The organism is Paracoccus luteus (assembly GCF_004522155.1).
GTDB lineage: Bacteria > Pseudomonadota > Alphaproteobacteria > Rhodobacterales > Rhodobacteraceae > Paracoccus > Paracoccus luteus.
The window spans coordinates 100533-118142 of record NZ_SDEA01000006.1 but is presented as its reverse complement, the minus strand read 5'-3'; the positions used below and the strand labels follow the sequence as shown (position 1 = coordinate 118142).

The window sequence follows — 17610 nt, the reverse complement described above, 5'->3', positions numbered from 1 at the left end:
GCTGGGCCGCGCCGGCCTATTGGTGCCAGCGCGGTTTGCGCTTGTCGAAAAAGGCGGCGATGCCCTCGGGGGCCTCGTCATCCTCCCACGCGGCGACAAGGCGGTCGATGGTCATGGCGATCACCTGGGCGTCGATGCGGGGGCCAAGCGCGCGGGCCAGCGCCTTGGCGGCGGCGACGGCCTTGGGCGCGGTCTGCAGATAGGGCGTCACCTCGTCCTGCACCGCCGCGTCCAGATCGGCGGCATCGACGGCATAGGCCAGCAGGTTCAGCGACACCGCCTCGGCCGCGTCGAACAGGCGCGCGGACATGAAGACGCGGCGGGCGCGATCCTCGCCCATGCGGGCCAGCACATAGGGGCCGATGGTGGCTGGGATCAGGCCCAGCCGGGTTTCCGTCAGCCCGAAGGTCGCGCCGCGCGCGCCCACGGCCACGTCGCAGACCGACATCATGCCGACGCCGCCGCCAAAGGCGTTGCCGTGGATGCGCCCGATCAGGGGCTTGGGCAGTTCGTTCAGCGCGTTCAGCATCGCCGCCAGCGCCTGCGCGCCCTGCCGCCTTGTGGCGGCGTCGGCGCCCATCTGCTCGCGCATCCAGGCCAGGTCGCCACCGGCGCAGAACGTCCGGCCCTCGGCCGCCAGCACCACCGCGCGCACGGCGGGGTCGGCGCCAAGCCGTCCGGCGGCCACGGTCAGTTCGTCGATCAACTGCGCCGACAGCGCGTTGTGCTTGTCCGCGCGCGCCAGCCACAGCGTGGCGATGCCGCGGGCGTCGGTCTCGATGCGGATCGTTTCCATTCAGCTCTCCCGTTTCCGCGCTTGCCCGGATGGTGCGGGCCAGGCCCGCGCCACGCCTAGCCCCGCATCCCCTGCGCCATTGCCGCCGCCCGGCGCAGCACATCCATGTCCAGCCCGATGTCGAACCCGCGCGCGGCCAGATGCGCGGCGACCTTTTCCGTCGCCACGTTCCCCGCCGCGCCGGGGGCATAGGGGCAACCGCCCAGGCCGCCCACGGCCGCGTCGAACACCCGGACCCCGCGCGCAAGGCTCGCGTCGATGTTGTCCAGCGCCCGGCCCGCGGTGTCGTGGTAATGCCCGGCCAGCATCGCCGCCGGCATCTCGTCCAGCACCGCGGCCAGCATGGCGTCGATCGCCTCGGGGAAGGCCTGCCCGATGGTGTCGGCCAGGCTGATTTCATAGCAGCCCATGCCGCGCAGGGCGGCGGCCACGCGGACCACGTTTTCGGGCGGAATCTTGCCGTCAAAGGGGCAGTCGGTAACGACGCTGACATAGCCGCGCACCGGCACGCCGTCGGCGCGCGCGGCCTGGACCACCGGGGTAAAGCGTTCCAGGCTTTCGGCGATGGTGCAGTTCAGGTTCGCGCGCGCGAACCCTTCCGAGGCGCTGGTGAACACCGCCACTTCGGACGCGCGGGCGGCGCGCGCGCCCTGATAGCCCTTGAGGTTCGGGGTCAGCGCCGCATAACTGACGCCGGGGGCGCGGGCGATACCCGCCAGCACCTCGGCCGCGTCGGCCATCTGGGGCACCCATTTCGGCGACACGAAGCTGGTCACCTCGATCCGGCGGAAGCCCGCGCGGGACAAAAGGTCCACAAGGGCGATCTTGTCGGCGGCCGGGATCAGCCGCTTTTCGTTCTGCAGCCCGTCGCGCGGGCCCATCTCGAAGATCTCGACGAACTCAGGCATCGGGCAGCTCATAGAAGTCGCGGTCATACAGCACCACCTCGCCCGCTTTCGGCAGGGCGGCGCGGAAGGCGGGCCGTTCGGCGCAGCGGTCGGCATAGGCCTGCAGCGCAGGCGTCAGCCGGACAAAGCGCCCGGCGGTCCAGACCGACCAGCCGACGGCGCAATCGACGCCCGAAAACCCGCCCGACATCAGCCAGTCCTGCCCCTCGACCGTCTGTTCGACCAACCGCAGGGTGCGGGTCAGGCGCGCCGTTTCCAGCCGCATCACGGTCGGCGAGCGGGTCGCCGGATCGCGCAGCATCAGGTGGCTTTGCGTCAGGTTGGCGATGTGCTGGCCGATGGTTTCGGCGAAATGCAGCCAGTCGAGCCAGCCCAGCCGGCCGTCATCCCCCGGCGCGCGCCACAGGTCGCGGCCGCGGGTTTCGCAAAGGTATTCGATCATCGCGCCGGATTCGTGGATCACGTGGCCTTCGATCTGCATCGCGGGCGCGCGGCCCACGGGATGGATCGCGGCGTATTCGGCGGCGCGCATGTCCTTGGACCGCAGGTCCATGACCCGCAGGCTGAACGGCACGTCCAGTTCGTTCAGCAGCCACAGGATGCGCATCGAGCGCGACAGCGGGACGTGCCACAGGACGATGGCGTCGCCCGCGTCGTGAACCGGGCCGCCGCTGGCGGGGGGCGCGTCGGTCATCAGCGGCGGCCCAGCGTGACGCCGCCGGCCTTGATCGAGACGGTGACGGCCGCGCGGCCGGTGCCGATGCCGGCGGCGGCACTGACCGTGCCCCGGGGTGTCCGGGTGACCGGGCCACTGAGGACGTTGTGCGCGCTGGGTGTCATGGCGTTCTCCTTTACCGGTGGGGCCAGCCTAGAGGGCCGCGTCCTCGTCCGACAGCCGGATCAGGGGCGCGCCGGCCTCGACCTGGTCGCCCGCCTGCGCCAGCACCTCGGCCACGGTGCCGTCGCGGGCGGCGGTCAGGGTGTGTTCCATCTTCATCGCCTCGAGGATGGCCAGCCGGTCGCCCGCCGCGACGTCTTGCCCGGCGGTCACGAACACCGCCTTGACCAGTCCCGGCATGGGCGACAGCGTCAGACCGCTGCCTGTCGCCTCGGTCTGGCGGTCCAGCGGATCCTGCGGCACCAGCGTCAGGCTGCGCCCGCCGAAGACGCTGACGCCCGCCGGGTGGCTGACGATGCGCGACCGGCGCGGCGCGCCGTTCACCCACCAGCGCCCGCCCTGCCAGGCGACGTGATGCGCCACGCCGTCCAGGGTGACGCGCGCGGCGCCGGGGCCAAGCACCTCGACGATGGCCTCGCCACCGTCCCATGTGACCGTGCGCCTCAGCGGTGCCCACAGGCTGACGCCGCCGCGCACGTCCGGGTCGTGCAGCCCCGCCACGCCCAGCGCCGCCAGCGCCCGCGTCTCATCCGGGGGTTCGGCCTGGTCCAGCAGCCGGGGCAGGTCGCGGTCGATCAGGCCGGTATCGACCTCGCCCCGCCGAAAGCCGTCATGCCGGGTCAGCGCGATCAGGAAATCCAGGTTGGTGACGGTGCCCGCCACCTCGGTATCGACCAGCGCCTGTTCCAGCGCCTTCAGCGCGATGGCGCGGGTGGGCGCGTGGGTCACGACCTTGGCGATCATCGGGTCATACCAGGGGCTGATGGCGTCGCCCTGCCGCACCCCGGTTTCGTTGCGCGCGCCATCGGCAAAGCGCAGATGCGCCAGCCGCCCCGTCGCGGGCAGGAAACCGGCCGGCACGTCCTCGGCGTAAAGCCGCGCCTCGAACGAATGGCCGGTGATGGTCAGATCCTGCTGGCGCGCGGGCAGCGGCTCTCCGCTGGCGACACGCAACTGCCATTCGACCAGATCGACGCCGGTGATCGCCTCGGTCACGGGATGCTCGACCTGCAGGCGGGTGTTCATCTCCATGAACCAAAAGCCGTCAGGCCGCAGGCCGTGGCTGCCGTCCACGATGAACTCGATGGTGCCCGCCCCGGCATAGCCGATGGCCTCGGCCGCGCGGACGGCGGCGCTGCCCATCGCGTCGCGCATCTCGGGGGTCATGCCGGGGGCCGGGGCCTCCTCGATCACCTTCTGGTGGCGGCGCTGCAGGGAACAGTCGCGTTCGAACAGATGGACGGCGCGCAGGCCGTCGCCGAAGACCTGCACCTCGATGTGGCGGGGGGCGGTGACGTATCGCTCGATCAGGACGGCGGGGTTGCCGAAGGCGGTCTGCGCCTCGCCCTGCGCGGATGCCAGCGCGTCGGCAAAGCCGCCGGGGCGATCAACCTTGCGCATCCCCTTGCCGCCGCCCCCGGCGACCGCCTTGATCAGCACGGGATACCCGATGCGGTCGGCCTGACCGGCAAGGAAGGCCGCATCCTGGTTGTCGCCGTGATAGCCGGGAACGACCGGCACGCCCGCCTTTTCCATCAGCGCCTTGGCCGCGTCCTTGAGGCCCATTGCCCGGATCGCGTCGGCCGACGGGCCGATGAAGACCAGCCCCGCCGCCGCCACCTCGTCCACGAAGGCGGGGTTTTCCGACAGGAAGCCATAGCCCGGATGGATCGCCTGCGCGCCGGTGTCCAGCGCCGCCTGGATGATCGCGTCGCCGCGCAGATAGCTGTCCTTGGGCGCGGGGCCGCCGATATGGACGGCCTCGTCCGCCATCGCCACGTGCCGCGCGCCGCGGTCGGCGTCGGAATAGACCGCGACGGTGCCGACGCCGAGCCTGCGGCAGGTGTCGATGACGCGGCAGGCGATCTCGCCCCGGTTGGCGATCAGGATCTTGCTGAACATGCGGGTGCCTCATGTTGCCGCGCCGGATCGAGGCTTCGCGCCCCCATCGTCGTATACGACGATCCCGCGGGATATTTGTGCAAAGAAGAAAGACCCGGAAGCCCGCGCATCGTCACATCCTGAAGACGCCGAAGCGCGTCGGCTCGATCGGGGCGTTCAGGCTGGCCCGCAAGGACAGCGCCAGCACGTCGCGGGTCTTGCGCGGGTCCACCACGCCATCGTCCCAGAGGCGGGCCGAGGCGTAGAGCGGGTGCGACTGACGGTCGAACATCTCGACGGTGGGACGCTTGAACTCGGCCTCATCCTCGGCGCTCCAGCTGCCGCCCTTGCGCTCGATGCCCTCGCGGCGGACGGTGGCCAGCACGCCCGCCGCCTGCTCGCCGCCCATGACGCTGATGCGGCTGTTGGGCCAGGTCCACAGGAACCTCGGCGAATAGGCGCGTCCCGCCATGCCGTAGTTGCCGGCGCCGAAGCTGCCGCCGACCAGCATGGTGATCTTGGGCACCGCCGTCGTCGCCACCGCCGTCACCATCTTGGCGCCGTGGCGGGCGATGCCCTCGTTCTCGTATTTCCGGCCGACCATGAAGCCGGTGACGTTCTGCAGGAAGACCAGCGGGATCGATCGCTGCGAGCAAAGCTCGATGAAATGCGCGCCCTTCTGGGCGGCCTCGCTGAAGATCACGCCGTTGTTGGCGATGATGCCGACGGGGCAGCCCTCGACATGGGCGAAGCCCGTCACCAGCGTTTCCCCGAAACGCGGCTTGAACTCGTCGAAGCGGCTTCCGTCCACGGTGCGGGCGATGACCTCGCGGATGTCGTAGGGGGTGCGCAGGTCGGCGGGGACGACGCCGAGGATTTCCTCGGGGTCGTAGAGGGGGGCTTCCGGCGATTGCCAGACCACCGTCTGCGGCAGGCGACGGTTCAGGTGGCTGACGGCGCGGCGGGCCAGCGCGAGCGCATGGGCGTCGTCCTCGGCCAGATAATCCGCCACGCCGGACAGGCGCGTGTGGACGTCGCCGCCGCCCAGATCCTCGGCGCTGACGACCTCGCCGGTCGCGGCACGCACCAGCGGCGGGCCTGCGAGGAAGATGGTGCCCTGATCGCGCACGATGATGGTGACGTCCGACATGGCGGGGACATAGGCGCCGCCCGCCGTGCAGCTTCCCATCACCACGGCGATCTGGGGGATGCCGCGGGCCGACATCTGCGCCTGGTTGAAGAAGATGCGGCCGAAATGGTCGCGGTCGGGGAAGACCTCGTCCTGGTTGGGCAGGTTCGCCCCCCCGGAGTCGACCAGATAGACGCAGGGCAGGCAGCAGGCCTCGGCGATCTCCTGCGCGCGCAGGTGCTTTTTCACCGTCATCGGATAGTAGGTGCCGCCCTTCACGGTGGCGTCGTTGGCGACGACCATCACATCCTGCCCGTGGACGCGGCCAACGCCCGCGATCACGCCCGCGCCCGGCGCGGCATCGTCATACATCCCGTGCGCCGCCGTCGCCCCGATCTCCAGGAACGGCGAGCCGGGGTCCAGCAGGTTCGCCACCCTCTCGCGCGGGGGCATCTTGCCGCGCGCGGTGTGTCGGGCCAGCGCATCCGCCCCGCCCCCCGCCGCCGCGGCATCCGCCGCCTGCCGGATGGTGTCGAGCATGTCCAGATGCGCCTGCCGGTTGGCGCGGAAGCCCTCTGACGACGGCAGGGCCGATGTGGCAAGCTTCATTGTCCCTGCTCCCCCGTCATCGCGCCCAGGCGCAGCGCCTGATCCGCGGTCAGTTCCATCATGCAGCCTGCCGCCGCCGGGCCGCCTGCGGTTCCACCCTGAAATTGCAGGGAGGCATAGCGGCAACTGGCATCGCGAAAGGCGATCCAGTCGCGCTGCGCCTGTTGCAGCACGGGCGCGGCGGGTTCCGCAGCGGAACCCAACTGCATCAATTCGGCATCGGCGGCCTTCGCGGCCGTCAGCGCCTTGCCATAGCTGGCGTTCAAAAGATTGTCCCAAGCCTTGCTTTCGGCGCTCAGGCACTCGACCATGCCGACTGTCGTATCCCCGCCCGGACCCGCCATGCATGCGTCGGATGCCTTTCCGATACAAACGCGCGGATTATCGCCGGCGCCCTCGAGGCAGGAGGAAAGCAGCTTGCCGTCATAGGGCGGTCCGTTCTGCGCCAGCGCGGGCGAGGCCAGCAACAATGTCAGGATCAGCACGCGCATCAGTCCAGCGCCATCAGTTCGCGCCCGATCAGCATCCGCCGGATCTCGCTGGTGCCCGCCCCGATCTCCATCAGCTTGGCGTCGCGGAACAGGCGGCTGACCGCGCTGTCGTTCAGGAACCCCGCGCCCCCCAGCGCCTGCACGGCCTGATGGGCCTGCACCATCGCCTGTTCACTGGCGTAAAGCACCGCGCCCGCCGCGTCCTGCCGCGTGACGCGGCCCGCATCGCATGCGCGCGCCACCTCGTAGACATAGGCGCGGGCGGTGTTCAGCGCGACATACATGTCGGCGATCTTGCCCTGCATCAGCTGGAACGACCCGATGGGTTGGCCGAACTGTTTCCGCTCGCGGACATAGGGCATCACCTCGTCCAGACACGCCGCCATGATGCCGGTGCCGATCCCCGACAGGACCAGGCGCTCATAGTCCAGCCCCGACATCAGGACGCGCACGCCCTTGCCTTCGGACCCAAGGACATTCTCGAACGGAACCTCGCAGTTCTCGAAGATCAACTCGCCGGTGTTGGACCCCCGCATCCCCAGCTTGTCGAAATGCGGGCCGGTGGAAAAACCCTTGAAGCCGCGCTCGACGATAAAGGCGGTCATGCCCTTGCTGCCCGCCTCGGGGTCGGTCTTGGCATAGACGATCAGCGTGTCGGCGTCGGGGCCGTTGGTGATCCAGTATTTGTTGCCGTTGAGAACATAGTAGCCGTTGCGCTTCTCGGCCCGCAGCTTCATGCCGACGACATCCGACCCTGCCCCTTCCTCGGACATGGCCAGCGCACCGACGTGTTCGCCTGAACACAGTTGCGGCAGGTATTTCGCCTTCTGCTCGTCGGACCCGTTCAGCTTCAGCTGGTTCACGCAAAGGTTGGAATGCGCGCCATAGGACAGGCTGACGCTGGCGCTGGCCCGCGCGATCTCCTCGACCGCGATGGTGTGGGCCAGGTATCCCATGCCCGCGCCGCCGAACTCCTCGGGGACGGTGATGCCCAGCAGGCCCAGATCGCCCATCTCGCGCCACAGCGCGGCCGGAAAGTCGTTGCTGCGGTCGATTTCGGCGGCCATCGGCCGGACCCGGTCCTGCGCCCAGCGATGCACCATGTCGCGCAGCGCGTTCACATCCTCGCCCAGATCGAATTCCATGCCGCGGGTGAACATCCGACCCCTCCCCAGATTATTGAACGATCGTTCAGTTAACCGGCTTATGCCGCAGGACGGGACCGCCGGTCAACAGAAAGCTTAGCGCGGGGCGGCGCGCCTGTCTGCGGTCACGTGGGGCGGGGCGTCGCGGCTTGCGCATGGCGGCCGCGGTTGCAATAAGCGGCGGCGCGGGCGGTTAGCTCAGTTGGTAGAGCGTTTCGTTTACACCGAAAATGTCGGGGGTTCGAGCCCCTCACCGCCCACCACACGCCGTTGCGTCACTTGCGCACCGCGTGACATTTTTATCACCCTCCCCGCGCCGCTGGCCCCTCCGTTCGCTGGAAGTTCCGGGCCGCGGACCATAGGTCGGCGGTTGCTAACGAAGAAGGATAAAGCATGTTCAAGACCAGTCTCATCGCCGCCGCCCTGCTGTCGGGCAGCGCCGCAGTTGCCGTGGCCGGCGGTTATGTCGCCCCTGTGGTCGAAACCGCGCCCGTCGTCGTCACCCCGGTCGTCGAGACGACCGCCGACTGGACCGGCTTCTATGGCGGTCTGCAGTTCGGCAAGTCGGACGTCGAGGTTGACGGTGGCGCCGAGCTGGACGGCAACCACTATGGCGTGCACGCGGGCTATCTGCGCGACTTCGGCCGGTTCGTGGGCGGCGCCGAGCTGTCCTATGACAAGCTGGACGATCTGGAAGGCGACGGCTTCGATGCCGAAGGCAACCTGCTGCGCGGCAAGCTGCTGGCGGGTTATGACGCCGGCCGGGTGCTGCCCTATGCCGCGATCAGCGTCGCGCGTGGCGAACTCGAGGTCGGCGGCGCCGATGCCGACGAGACCGGCTTCGGCTATGGCGTCGGGGTCAAGTTCATGGCGACGCCGCGTTTCATGCTGGGCGCCGAATACATGGTCAACACGTTCGAGGTCGACACCGGACTCGGCGATGTCGACATCGACGCCAGCACCATCGGCGTGAACGCATCGTTCCGGTTCTGAAGCCGGTCCTGACCGACACTGGAAAGACGCCGCACCCGCGGCGTCTTTTTCCGTTTCGGGGCCGCCGGTTCGTCGCGAACGATCCTTTCAGCGGCCGGCCCTGGCCCCCGGCACCTACCCGCCCCAGGTGCGTTCCAGCACGCCCACCCAGTTGCGCCACGCGATCTTTTCGACCAGCGCCGGGCCATAGCCGTGGGCCTGCATCGCGTCCAGCAGCCGCGGCAGGGCGGCGGCATCGGGCAGGTCGGCGGGCATCAGCGCGCCGTCGAAATCAGACCCCAAGGCGACGCCGTCCTCGCCCAATATGCCCAGCAAATGGTCCAGGTGGCGCAGAATCGTGTCGAACCCCTCGACCGGCAGGCGCTTGCCGTCGGGGCGCAGGAAGCCGCTGGCAAAGTTCAGCCCGACCAGCCCGCCCGAATCCGCGATCTGGCGCAGCTGCCGGTCGGTCAGGTTGCGCGAGCTGGGCGCGATGGCGTGGGCGCAGGAATGGCTGGCCACCAGCGGCGCGTCGCTGATCCGCGCCACGTCGTCGCAGCCCTTTTCGTTCAGGTGCGACAAATCCAGCATGATCCGCAGCGCATTGCATTCGCGCACCAGCGCGTGGCCCAAGGGCGTCAGCCCCTCGCCCGTGTCGGGGGACGACGGGAAGGCGAACGGCACGCCGTTTCCATAGGCGGTCGGCCGCGACCAGACCGGCCCCAGCGACCGCAGCCCCGCCGCGTGCCACAAATGCAGCGCGTCCATGTCGCGGATGGCCTCGGCGCCCTCCATGTGCAGGACTGCGGCGATTTCGCCCGCGTCCATCGCGGCGCGGATGTCGGCGGCGCTGCGGCACAGGCGCAGCAGCCCGGCGCGGTCCAACGCCAGCAGATGCGCGGCCTGCGCAAAGGCCTGCGGCAGGGCGGCGTCATGGGGCACCTGCGCCGGCAGGTCCAGCGCAAAGGGCGGGTTCTGCATCTGCGTCAGCAGCGCGTCCAGGTCGCCGTGCTGGCTGTCGGGCATCCACATCGCGAACAGCCCGCCCGCCATGCCGCCCGCGCGCACGCGCGGCAGGTCCAGGTGGCCGGTGCCGTCGCCACAGCGCCACAGCGCCTCTGCCCCCGGCCCCGCGGCCACCAGCCGCTGAACGAAATCATTGTGCCCGTCGAATACCGGAATCACCGCGCGCCCCCTTTGCTGCCCGGCGCGACCTTGCGCCGCGGCGCCGGGCGGACACAAGCGGGGGGCCGCGCAGAATGCGCCGTCATGCCCTTTGCGCGGGCCGCGCGGCGTGTCATCCTGCACCCACGCCGCTGGAGGAGTGCCATGACCCAGATCCGCGCCGATGCGCCGGTCCAGACCGTGATCTGCACCTTTGACGTGACGCCCGGCACCGCCCAGGACGTGCTGGATGCGTTGAACGACGCCTATGTCGGCGTCATCTCGGCCCAGCCGGGGTTCGTGTCGGCGGCCGTCCACCTGAACGACGCCCAGACCCGCATCGCCAGCTATTCGCAGTGGCAATCGCGCGAGGACTACAAGGCGATGCTGCGCTCGGCCGAGATGCGGACGCGCAACCGCGCGATCCACGCCATGTGCCGCAGCTTCGAGCCGGTGATGTACGAGGTCGCCTCGGTCTTCTAACAGGCAGCCCGCGCCGCACGGCATTGCCATCGGAGAGGTTATGCTGCAATGCAGCATGATCCTGAACCGGCAGCGGGGGGAACAGTCGTGACCGGACGCATCATCACTGTGGCGCAGCAAAAGGGCGGGTCCGGCAAGACCACGCTGACCGTCAACCTGGCCGTCGCGCTGCGCCGCCGGGGTCTGCGCGTCGCCGTCCTGGACACCGATCCGCAGGGCAGCCTGGGGCGCTGGTTCATGGAACGGCTGGACCGCATGGGCGAGGACGAGGGGCTGGAGTTTTCCACCTCGTCCGCCTGGGGCGCCAGCTATGAAAGCGAAAAGCTGCGCAAGCGGTTTGACGTGGTGCTGATCGACACGCCGCCCAAGATCGAAAGCGACCTGCGCCCGGCGCTGCGCGTGGCCGACCTGGTGGTGGTGCCGGTGGCCTCCAGCCAGGTGGATTTGTGGGCGACCGAGGGCGTGCTGGATCTGGCCGCGCGCGAGAAACGCCCGGTGCTGGTCGTGCTGAACCGCACCCGCCCGAACACCCGCCTTGGGGCCGAGGTCGCGGCCGGGGCGGCGGCCCTGGGCGTCGCCGTGGCGCAGTCGCAACTGGCCAACCGCGTGGCCTATGCCGAAACGCTGGGCCGCGGCGAGGCGGCGATGGAGATCCCCCGCTCGGCCGCGCGCGACGAGGTGGCGGCGCTGACCGACGAAGTGCTGGCCCACGCGGGCGGGTAAGGGGCAATCCGGCCCGGTGCGGCGGGTCGGGCGAGGATCGACGCAGGCCCGTGCCGATCTGTCCCGCGCGAACACGGTTGCAAACGCGCCCGGAAAGCGCCACCTGCCGCGGGCCGCGGCTTGCAGGGATAAACGACGTGATAATACGCCCGGAACAGGCGAACGATCAGGATGCAATCGCCAGCATCGTGGCCGCAGCGTTCGCGCAGGCCGCGCATAGTCGCCAGACCGAACCGGCCATCATCGCGGCCTTGCGCGACGCGGGCGCGCTGACGCTTTCGCTGGTTGCCGTGGGTGCCGGCGAGATCGTCGGGCACGCAGCCTTTTCGCCCGTGATGATCGACGGAAGGGACGTCGGCTGGCACGGCCTCGGCCCCTTGGCGGTCCGCCCCGATCGACAGGGGCAAGGCATCGGCGCCGCGCTGGTCCGCGAGGGACTTGACCGCCTTCGGGCGTCCGGGGCGGCGGGCTGCGTCGTTCTGGGAGAGCCGGACTATTACCGCCGCTTCGGTTTCAGGAACGACGACGCCCTGCGCTACGAGGGCGCTCCGGCCGCGTATTTCATGAGCCTGAGCTTCACGGGCCACTCGCCGGATGGGCGGGTCGAATATCATCCCGGCTTTGGCGCGGAGTGACGACCGGCGGGCCGCCGCGGCGATGCATCGGCGGTCCGGGGCAGGCTGGCCCATCGCAGCCCGATCGACCGCTGCCCTCGTTCGCGCCCTTTCGACCGCTGATCCGCACCCGTGCCTGCGCCCTTCCCTTTTAGGGTGACAGGAACTCGACCCCCGGCAATGCCGCGATCTCGGCCACGTCGTCCTCATAGGCCTCGGTGATGGCGTCCACGATGTCCTGGCTCCATGCGGCGCCGTTCACCTCGGCGTGGACGGCCTCGGGGCGGGCGTGTCGGCCCAGCACATCGGCGAACAGCTCGCGCCGGGCGGCGACGGTCAGGCGGCCGCCTTGGGTCAGACGCTCGCGCAGTTCGGCCAGCCCCTCGGGGGTCAGGATGTCGCCCAGCACCGCAAGGCCCGCCTTCAGCGGAACGTCCGTCGGCATGGTGGCCACGCGGCGCACCGCCTCGGGCCAGATCAGGGGCGTGTCCTCATAGCACCAGACGATCAGCCGCCGGCCCTGCAGCGCCTCGCGGATCGCGCGGACCGACGGCGCCCAGCGCATCGCCAGCGGGTCCAGCCCCGCCATCGCGCGGTCGAACGACGGGTCGGGCAGCCGCGACACCAGATGCGGGATCTGCAGCGCCGGGTTCTGGATCGCCAGCGACACCTCGACCTCGGCGCTGGGAAACAGGTTGGCCAGCGCCCGGATGCGCCCCGCCGCCTGCGCGAAATAGCCGCTGGGCGACAGGCTGCGGGCGGGCGTGCCCAGCAGCGACGCCTGCGAGATGATCAGCCGGCGGACATCGTCGCCGTCCAGCAGCGCGTCATAGATCACCTCTTCCATCTGCGCGGTGGCCTGCCCCCCCGCCAGCGACGAGACCGCCTCGTCCAGCACGCCTTTCAACCGGCCGGGCGCCACGACCTCGACGCCGTTCGCCAGCAGCCAGTCGCGGTTCTCCATCAGGGTCTTGATCATCCGTTCGGGTTCGGTGCCGTGGCTGCCGAAGTGAAACGCCACCTGCATGTCAGTCCCCTTGCGGATCGTTGGCCGGCCGTTCCGGCGGGCGCAACTTAGCGGCCCGGCGTGGACAGTCAAACCGCTTTGGGCTAGCGCATGGGCGATGACGGACGCATCGGTTCCCCCGCGCCCCACCCCACGCCGCGCCGTGCAGGAACTGCGGCACGGCGCCGGTCTGCTGTGGTCGGCGGGCGCGCTGGTCATCGCGGCGCTGGTCATGGCCCCGGTGCTGGCGGTGGGCTGGATGGCGCTGAACCCGTCCGACAACATCTGGCCGCATCTGATCGCCACGACGCTGCCGCGCTATTTCGCCAACACCGTCGTTCTGGCGCTGGGAACCGGCGTGCTGGCCGCCTGCATCGGAACGGGTGCTGCGTGGCTGGTCACGATGTTCGACTTTCCCGGACGCCGCGCGCTGGGATGGCTGCTGATGCTGCCGCTGGCGGTGCCCGCCTATATCGGGGCCTATGCGCTGGCGGATTTCCTGGATTACTCCGGCCCGGTGCAGACCGCCCTGCGCGAGGCGGCGGGCTGGCAGTCGGCCCGCGACTATTGGTTCCCCGAGATCCGGTCGATCGAGGCCGCGATCCTGGTCCTTGCCGCGGCGCTCTACCCCTATGTCTATCTGCTGGCGCGCACCGCCTGGGCGGAACAATCGGCCAGCGCCTATGAGGTGGCGCGCGCCCTGGGCACCGGCGGCTGGGGCCTGTTCCGCCGCGTGGGCCTGCCGCTGGCGCGCCCCGCCATCGTCGCGGGCGCGGCCATCGCGATGATGGAATCCGTCGCCGATTACGGCGTCGTCAGCTATTTCGGCGTGCAGACCCTGAACACCGGCATCTTCACCACCTGGCTGGAGGGGCAGAACGCCGGCGGCGCGGCGCAGATCGCACTGGTCATCCTTGCGATCGTGGTGGTGCTGTCGCTGCTGGAACGGGTCAGCCGCCGCCGCGCCCGCTATCACCAAAGCGCGCGCCAGCCCCGCCCCGTCACCCGCCAGCGTCTGCGCGGCTGGCGCGGCTGGCTGGCAACCCTGGCCTGCGCCCTGCCCTTCGCGATGGGTTTCGTGCTGCCGGTGGCGGTGATCGGGCATTACGCGCTGTCCTATCCGCAGGGCTGGTTCGGGCCGGGGCTGCTGCGGGCGCTGGTCCACACGCTGACGCTGGGCGGCGCGGCGGCGGTCGCCACCGTCGCGCTGGCGCTGTTCATGGTCTATGGCGTGCGCCTGTCGGGGCTGCGCCTGCCCCGGCTGCTGCTGCCGGTGACGACCATCGGCTATGCCGCGCCGGGGGCGGTGCTGGCGGTGGGCATCCTGGTGCCGCTGGCGGCGCTGGACCACCGGATCGCCGATGCGCTGGAACGGCTGACCGGCACCGACCCGGGGCTGATCCTGACCGGCACCGGCTTCGCCATCGTCGCGGCCTATGTCGTGCGGTTCTTTGCGCTGGGACAGGGGGCGCTGGACGCGGCGTTCACGCGGGTTCCGCCGTCGCTGCCGATGGCGGCGCGGTCCTTGGGGCGCAACGCGGGCGGCGTGCTGCGCGACCTCTATGTGCCGCTGATGCGCGGGTCGGTCGCCTCGGCGCTGCTGCTGGTGTTCGTCGACTGCTCGAAAGAGCTGCCGGCCACCTTGCTGCTGCGCCCCTTCAACTATGAGACGCTGGCGACGCGGGTGCATGAAAAGGCCAGCCTGGAGGATCTGGGCAACACCGCCCCCGCCGCGCTGCTGGTCATGGCGGTGGGGCTGGTGGCCGTCGCGCTGCTGGCGCGCGCGAACCTCGGCCCCGCGCGCCGCTGACGCCCTTGCCCGCCGCCCGCCCAGCGCGTATCTGCGAAAGCGCGCGCCGGTTTAGCTCAGTGGTAGAGCGTCTGATTTGTAATCAGGGGGTCGGGGGTTCAAATCCCTCAACCGGCACCAGCGCCTGCGACGGCGGGCCCCATTGCATCGGCCCGATCCCCGGATCAGTGTCGCCGCCAGACGCGCATGGGGGAGCGACTCGGATTGGCCATCATCGACATTCGGCAGCCTGTGAACATGCTGGACCTGGGGTTCCACTATGGAGCGATCAGCAGCTATGACAGCCGACAGATCACCGTCACCGCGGGCGAGATGCGGACGCGGTATCAGGGCCATTTCAGCTATGACGATTACAACGTCTATGGTCAGCTGACCGGCATCACGCAAACCCGCGGCGGGGCGACGGTGTTTTCCGTCACCGGCCTGTATCTGGACGCCTATGAGTTTGCCTGGATGCTGGATGACGAGGACGCCGGCGGCATCCTGAGTGCCGTCCTGGCCGGCGCCGACCGGATCAGCGGCAGCGCGGGTCACGACACGCTGGTCGGGCTGGCCGGCAACGACACGGTGCTGGGCAACGGCGGCAACGACCTGATCGACGGCGGACGCGGCAGCGACCTGATGCAGGGGGGCGCGGGCAACGACCGTTACGTCGTGGACACCACCCTTGACCGCGTGGTCGAGGCGGCGGGCGGCGGCATCGATCTGGTCACCTCGTGGGTCGACCACCGGCTGGGGCTGCATGTCGAACACCTGACCCTGGCGGGCGCGGCCGTAGAGGGCATCGGCAACGCCCTGGCCAACCGCATCACCGGCACGGCGGGCAACAACGTGCTGGGCGGGGGCTTTGGCGCCGACACGCTGATCGGCGGAATGGGCAACGACCTGTATCGCGTGGACGCGACCGACGTCATCCTTGAGGCCGCGGGGGCCGGCATCGACACCGTCGAAACCGCGGCCAGCCACACGCTGGCCATTCCGCTTGAACATCTGCGGCTGGTCGGCACGGCGGCGATCGACGGCACGGGCAATGGCGGCAATAACGCCATCTGGGGCAACGCCGCGGCCAACACGCTGCGCGGCCAGGCGGGCCACGACGTGCTGAACGGGAATGGCGGCAACGACGTCCTGATCGGGGGTGCCGGCAACGACCAGCTGACCGGCGGCGCGGGCGCGGACCGCTTTGTCTTTGCGGCCGGACGCGACGTGGTCACCGACTTCCAGGACGGGGTGGATGTGATCGTGATCGACCGCGCCGCGCTGGGCGTCGCGTCCGCGGCGCAGGTGATTGCCGCCTGCGCCGAACAGAACGGCGACGTTCTGCTGACGTTGGGTGGCCATGCGCTGATCGTGCGGGACACCACCATCGACGCGTTCAGGGACAGCTTCCTGCTGCAATGACCCCTGCCGCCCCCGACCTGACGGAGCTTTTGCGATGCCCGCCTCGATCCTGGTCCTGAACGGGCCGAACCTGAACCTGCTGGGCACCCGCCAGCCCGATGTCTATGGCACCACCACGCTGGCCGATGTCGAGGCGATCTGCCGCGCCGCCGCCGCCCGCGCGGGGCGCGAGGTGGCCTTTGTCCAGTCGAACCACGAGGGGGCGCTGATCGACGCCGTCCACGCCGCGCGGGGCGCGCATGGCGCCATCGTCGTGAACGCCGGGGCGTTCACCCACACCTCGATCGCGCTGATGGATGCGCTGTCGTCGGTCGATCTGCCGGTGGCCGAGGTGCATCTGTCGAACATCCACCGGCGCGAGGCGTTCCGCCACACCAGCTATGTGTCGCTGGTGGCGGTGGGGATGATCGCGGGGTTCGGGGCGCAGGGCTACGCGCTGGCGATCGACGCGCTGGACGCGCATCTGGCGGCCGCGGGGCGCTGACCTTCCCCCGGCCTGTCCCTGCCGCCGCCCCGGCGCGGGTCACATGCCCAGCGCGGCCTTGTACATGTCCAGGATCGCCTCTTCCTCGGCGATGTCGTCCTTGTCGCGCTTGCGCAGCGCGATGACCTTGCGCATGACCTTGGTGTCATAGCCGCGCGCCTTGGCCTCGGCCATCAGTTCTTTCTGGCGCTCGGCCACGTCGCTTTTCTCGGCGTCGAGCTGTTCGTATTGTTCGATGAACTGGCGCAGTTCGCCCGCCGCGATGCCATAGGCCTGATCGTCGCTCATCCGCTGTGTCCCTTCGCTTGGTCGAGGCCGTGGTCTAGGGCGTCTTGCCCCGCCGCGCAATCGCCGCTAACGCGCGCCAAACCGCAGAAGGAGGCCGCCATGACCGTCTTTGACCTGGTGATCTGGGGGGGCGCCGCGCTGACCGCGGCGGGGCTGGCGGGGATCGTCTGGTGCATCGTGGCCGTGGCGCGGGCCAAGCGCGCCCGGCTGGACGACGCCGCCATGCGTGCAAGGATGGGCCGAGTGGTCGCCGTCAACATGGCGGCGCTGGCCGCGTCGATGCTGGGGCTGATGGCGGTCGTGCTGGGGATCATGCTGGGGCGTTGACGTATTCCGCAACCGGAATGTATCCTGCGACAGGTGAAGGAACGGGGGGCGCCATGCCTTTGGACTGGCTGCTGGGCCTGCTGGGCGGGCTGATGATCGGCGCGGCCGCGGCCGTCTTTCTGATCGGCATGGGCCAGGTGATGGGGGCCAGCGGGCTGATCGCCGGGCTGATCGCGCCCGCGCCCTCAGCCCGCCGGGCCGAGCGCGCGGCCTTCGTCGCGGGGCTGGTCCTGGTGCCCGCGCTGCTGGTCCAGCTGGGGCCGGGGCCGGCGTTCGCGCCGGTGGTCGGCTGGCCGGTGCTGATCCTCGCGGGGCTGCTGGTCGGGTTCGGCTCGCGGTTGGCGAACGGCTGCACGTCGGGTCACGGGGTCTGCGGGGTGTCGCGGCTGGCCCCGCGCGGGATCGCGGCCACGCTGACCTATGTCGCATCCGGGGTCGCTGGCGTCCTGCTGGCCCGCTGGGCGGGGTGGGCATGATGGCG

Annotated in this window: 20 protein-coding genes and 2 tRNA genes; 11 read left to right on the top strand and 11 right to left on the bottom strand. The window is 70.1% G+C overall.

What is annotated here, in order from left to right; genetic code table 11:
* Positions 1-16: 16 nt before the first annotated feature.
* The 8 genes from EPA64_RS09640 to EPA64_RS09610 form a co-directional block, all read right to left on the bottom strand.
* The gene (locus tag EPA64_RS09640; RefSeq protein ID WP_134726140.1) at positions 17-796 is read right to left on the bottom strand and encodes a crotonase/enoyl-CoA hydratase family protein; all 780 of its coding nucleotides are present in this window, start codon (positions 794-796) and stop codon (positions 17-19) included.
* 56 nt (positions 797-852) lie between these two features.
* Positions 853-1704: a hydroxymethylglutaryl-CoA lyase gene (locus EPA64_RS09635; RefSeq protein WP_134726139.1), complete on the bottom strand. Its 852-nt coding sequence runs from the start codon at positions 1702-1704 to the stop codon at positions 853-855.
* Positions 1697-2398: a glutathione S-transferase family protein gene (locus EPA64_RS09630; protein WP_134726138.1), complete on the bottom strand. Its 702-nt coding sequence runs from the start codon at positions 2396-2398 to the stop codon at positions 1697-1699. The genes EPA64_RS09635 and EPA64_RS09630 overlap by 8 nt, the downstream gene beginning before the upstream one ends.
* Positions 2398-2544, bottom strand: coding sequence for a hypothetical protein (locus EPA64_RS16295; RefSeq protein WP_167626642.1), 147 nt, complete (start codon positions 2542-2544; stop codon positions 2398-2400). Before EPA64_RS16295 ends, EPA64_RS09630 begins: the two co-directional genes overlap by 1 nt.
* Positions 2545-2572: 28 nt before the next feature.
* Positions 2573-4504: an acetyl-CoA carboxylase biotin carboxylase subunit gene (locus EPA64_RS09625; RefSeq protein ID WP_134726137.1), complete on the bottom strand. Its 1932-nt coding sequence runs from the start codon at positions 4502-4504 to the stop codon at positions 2573-2575.
* 112 nt (positions 4505-4616) lie between these two features.
* Complete coding sequence (locus tag EPA64_RS09620) at positions 4617-6221, bottom strand: carboxyl transferase domain-containing protein (protein ID WP_134726136.1); 1605 nt, start codon at positions 6219-6221, stop codon at positions 4617-4619.
* Positions 6218-6712 carry a lysozyme inhibitor LprI family protein gene (locus tag EPA64_RS09615; RefSeq protein ID WP_134726135.1) on the bottom strand — a complete coding sequence of 165 codons (495 nt, stop codon included), beginning with the start codon at positions 6710-6712 and terminating at the stop codon, positions 6218-6220. The genes EPA64_RS09620 and EPA64_RS09615 overlap by 4 nt, the downstream gene beginning before the upstream one ends.
* Positions 6712-7872, bottom strand: coding sequence for an isovaleryl-CoA dehydrogenase (locus tag EPA64_RS09610; protein WP_134726134.1), 1161 nt, complete (start codon positions 7870-7872; stop codon positions 6712-6714). The genes EPA64_RS09615 and EPA64_RS09610 overlap by 1 nt, the downstream gene beginning before the upstream one ends.
* A 172-nt stretch (positions 7873-8044) precedes the next feature.
* On the opposite strand from EPA64_RS09610, the gene EPA64_RS09605 reads away from it, so the two are divergent.
* Positions 8045-8120 (top strand) — tRNA-Val (locus EPA64_RS09605).
* 130 nt (positions 8121-8250) lie between these two features.
* Positions 8251-8850, top strand: a complete 600-nt coding sequence (locus EPA64_RS09600; RefSeq protein WP_134726133.1) for a porin family protein — start codon at positions 8251-8253, stop codon at positions 8848-8850.
* Positions 8851-8964: 114 nt separating this feature from the next.
* Here EPA64_RS09600 and EPA64_RS09595 read toward each other — a convergent pair whose 3' ends face one another.
* Positions 8965-10014, bottom strand: a complete 1050-nt coding sequence (locus EPA64_RS09595; RefSeq protein ID WP_134726132.1) for a dipeptidase — start codon at positions 10012-10014, stop codon at positions 8965-8967.
* Between the two features lie 144 nt (positions 10015-10158).
* On the opposite strand from EPA64_RS09595, the gene EPA64_RS09590 reads away from it, so the two are divergent.
* The 3 genes from EPA64_RS09590 to EPA64_RS09580 all read left to right on the top strand — a co-directional run bounded on the left by EPA64_RS09590 (position 10159) and on the right by EPA64_RS09580 (position 11834).
* Positions 10159-10476, top strand: coding sequence for an antibiotic biosynthesis monooxygenase family protein (locus EPA64_RS09590; protein ID WP_134726131.1), 318 nt, complete (start codon positions 10159-10161; stop codon positions 10474-10476).
* A gap of 87 nt (positions 10477-10563) precedes the next feature.
* Positions 10564-11199 (top strand): ParA family partition ATPase, encoded by a 636-nt coding sequence (gene parA / locus EPA64_RS09585; RefSeq protein ID WP_134726129.1) that lies wholly within the window; start codon positions 10564-10566, stop codon positions 11197-11199.
* 137 nt (positions 11200-11336) lie between these two features.
* A complete protein-coding gene (locus EPA64_RS09580) occupies positions 11337-11834 on the top strand; it encodes a GNAT family N-acetyltransferase (RefSeq protein WP_134726127.1) in 498 nt (165 codons plus the stop codon).
* Positions 11835-11964: 130 nt separating this feature from the next.
* Here EPA64_RS09580 and EPA64_RS09575 read toward each other — a convergent pair whose 3' ends face one another.
* Positions 11965-12840, bottom strand: a complete 876-nt coding sequence (locus EPA64_RS09575; protein WP_134726125.1) for a hypothetical protein — start codon at positions 12838-12840, stop codon at positions 11965-11967.
* Positions 12841-13051: 211 nt separating this feature from the next.
* Between EPA64_RS09575 and EPA64_RS09570 the strand changes: the two genes are divergently transcribed.
* The 4 genes from EPA64_RS09570 (at position 13052) to aroQ (ending at position 16514) form a co-directional block, all read left to right on the top strand.
* Positions 13052-14629 carry an ABC transporter permease gene (locus EPA64_RS09570; RefSeq protein ID WP_246026707.1) on the top strand — a complete coding sequence of 526 codons (1578 nt, stop codon included), beginning with the start codon at positions 13052-13054 and terminating at the stop codon, positions 14627-14629.
* Positions 14630-14674: 45 nt separating this feature from the next.
* Positions 14675-14749: transfer RNA gene (locus EPA64_RS09565), tRNA-Thr, on the top strand.
* A gap of 84 nt (positions 14750-14833) precedes the next feature.
* A complete protein-coding gene (locus EPA64_RS09560) occupies positions 14834-16030 on the top strand; it encodes a calcium-binding protein (RefSeq protein WP_167626640.1) in 1197 nt (398 codons plus the stop codon).
* 34 nt (positions 16031-16064) lie between these two features.
* Positions 16065-16514 (top strand): type II 3-dehydroquinate dehydratase, encoded by a 450-nt coding sequence (gene aroQ, locus EPA64_RS09555; RefSeq protein ID WP_134726119.1) that lies wholly within the window; start codon positions 16065-16067, stop codon positions 16512-16514.
* A gap of 39 nt (positions 16515-16553) precedes the next feature.
* Here the strand turns inward: aroQ and EPA64_RS09550 are convergent, their stop codons facing one another.
* On the bottom strand, positions 16554-16802 hold the full coding sequence (locus EPA64_RS09550) for a DUF2312 domain-containing protein (protein ID WP_112874769.1): 249 nt from the start codon (positions 16800-16802) through the stop codon (positions 16554-16556).
* A gap of 99 nt (positions 16803-16901) precedes the next feature.
* On the opposite strand from EPA64_RS09550, the gene EPA64_RS09545 reads away from it, so the two are divergent.
* The gene (locus tag EPA64_RS09545; RefSeq protein WP_134726117.1) at positions 16902-17129 is read left to right on the top strand and encodes a hypothetical protein; all 228 of its coding nucleotides are present in this window, start codon (positions 16902-16904) and stop codon (positions 17127-17129) included.
* Between the two features lie 53 nt (positions 17130-17182).
* Complete coding sequence (locus tag EPA64_RS09540) at positions 17183-17605, top strand: YeeE/YedE family protein (RefSeq protein ID WP_134726115.1); 423 nt, start codon at positions 17183-17185, stop codon at positions 17603-17605.
* Positions 17606-17610: the final 5 nt, after the last annotated feature.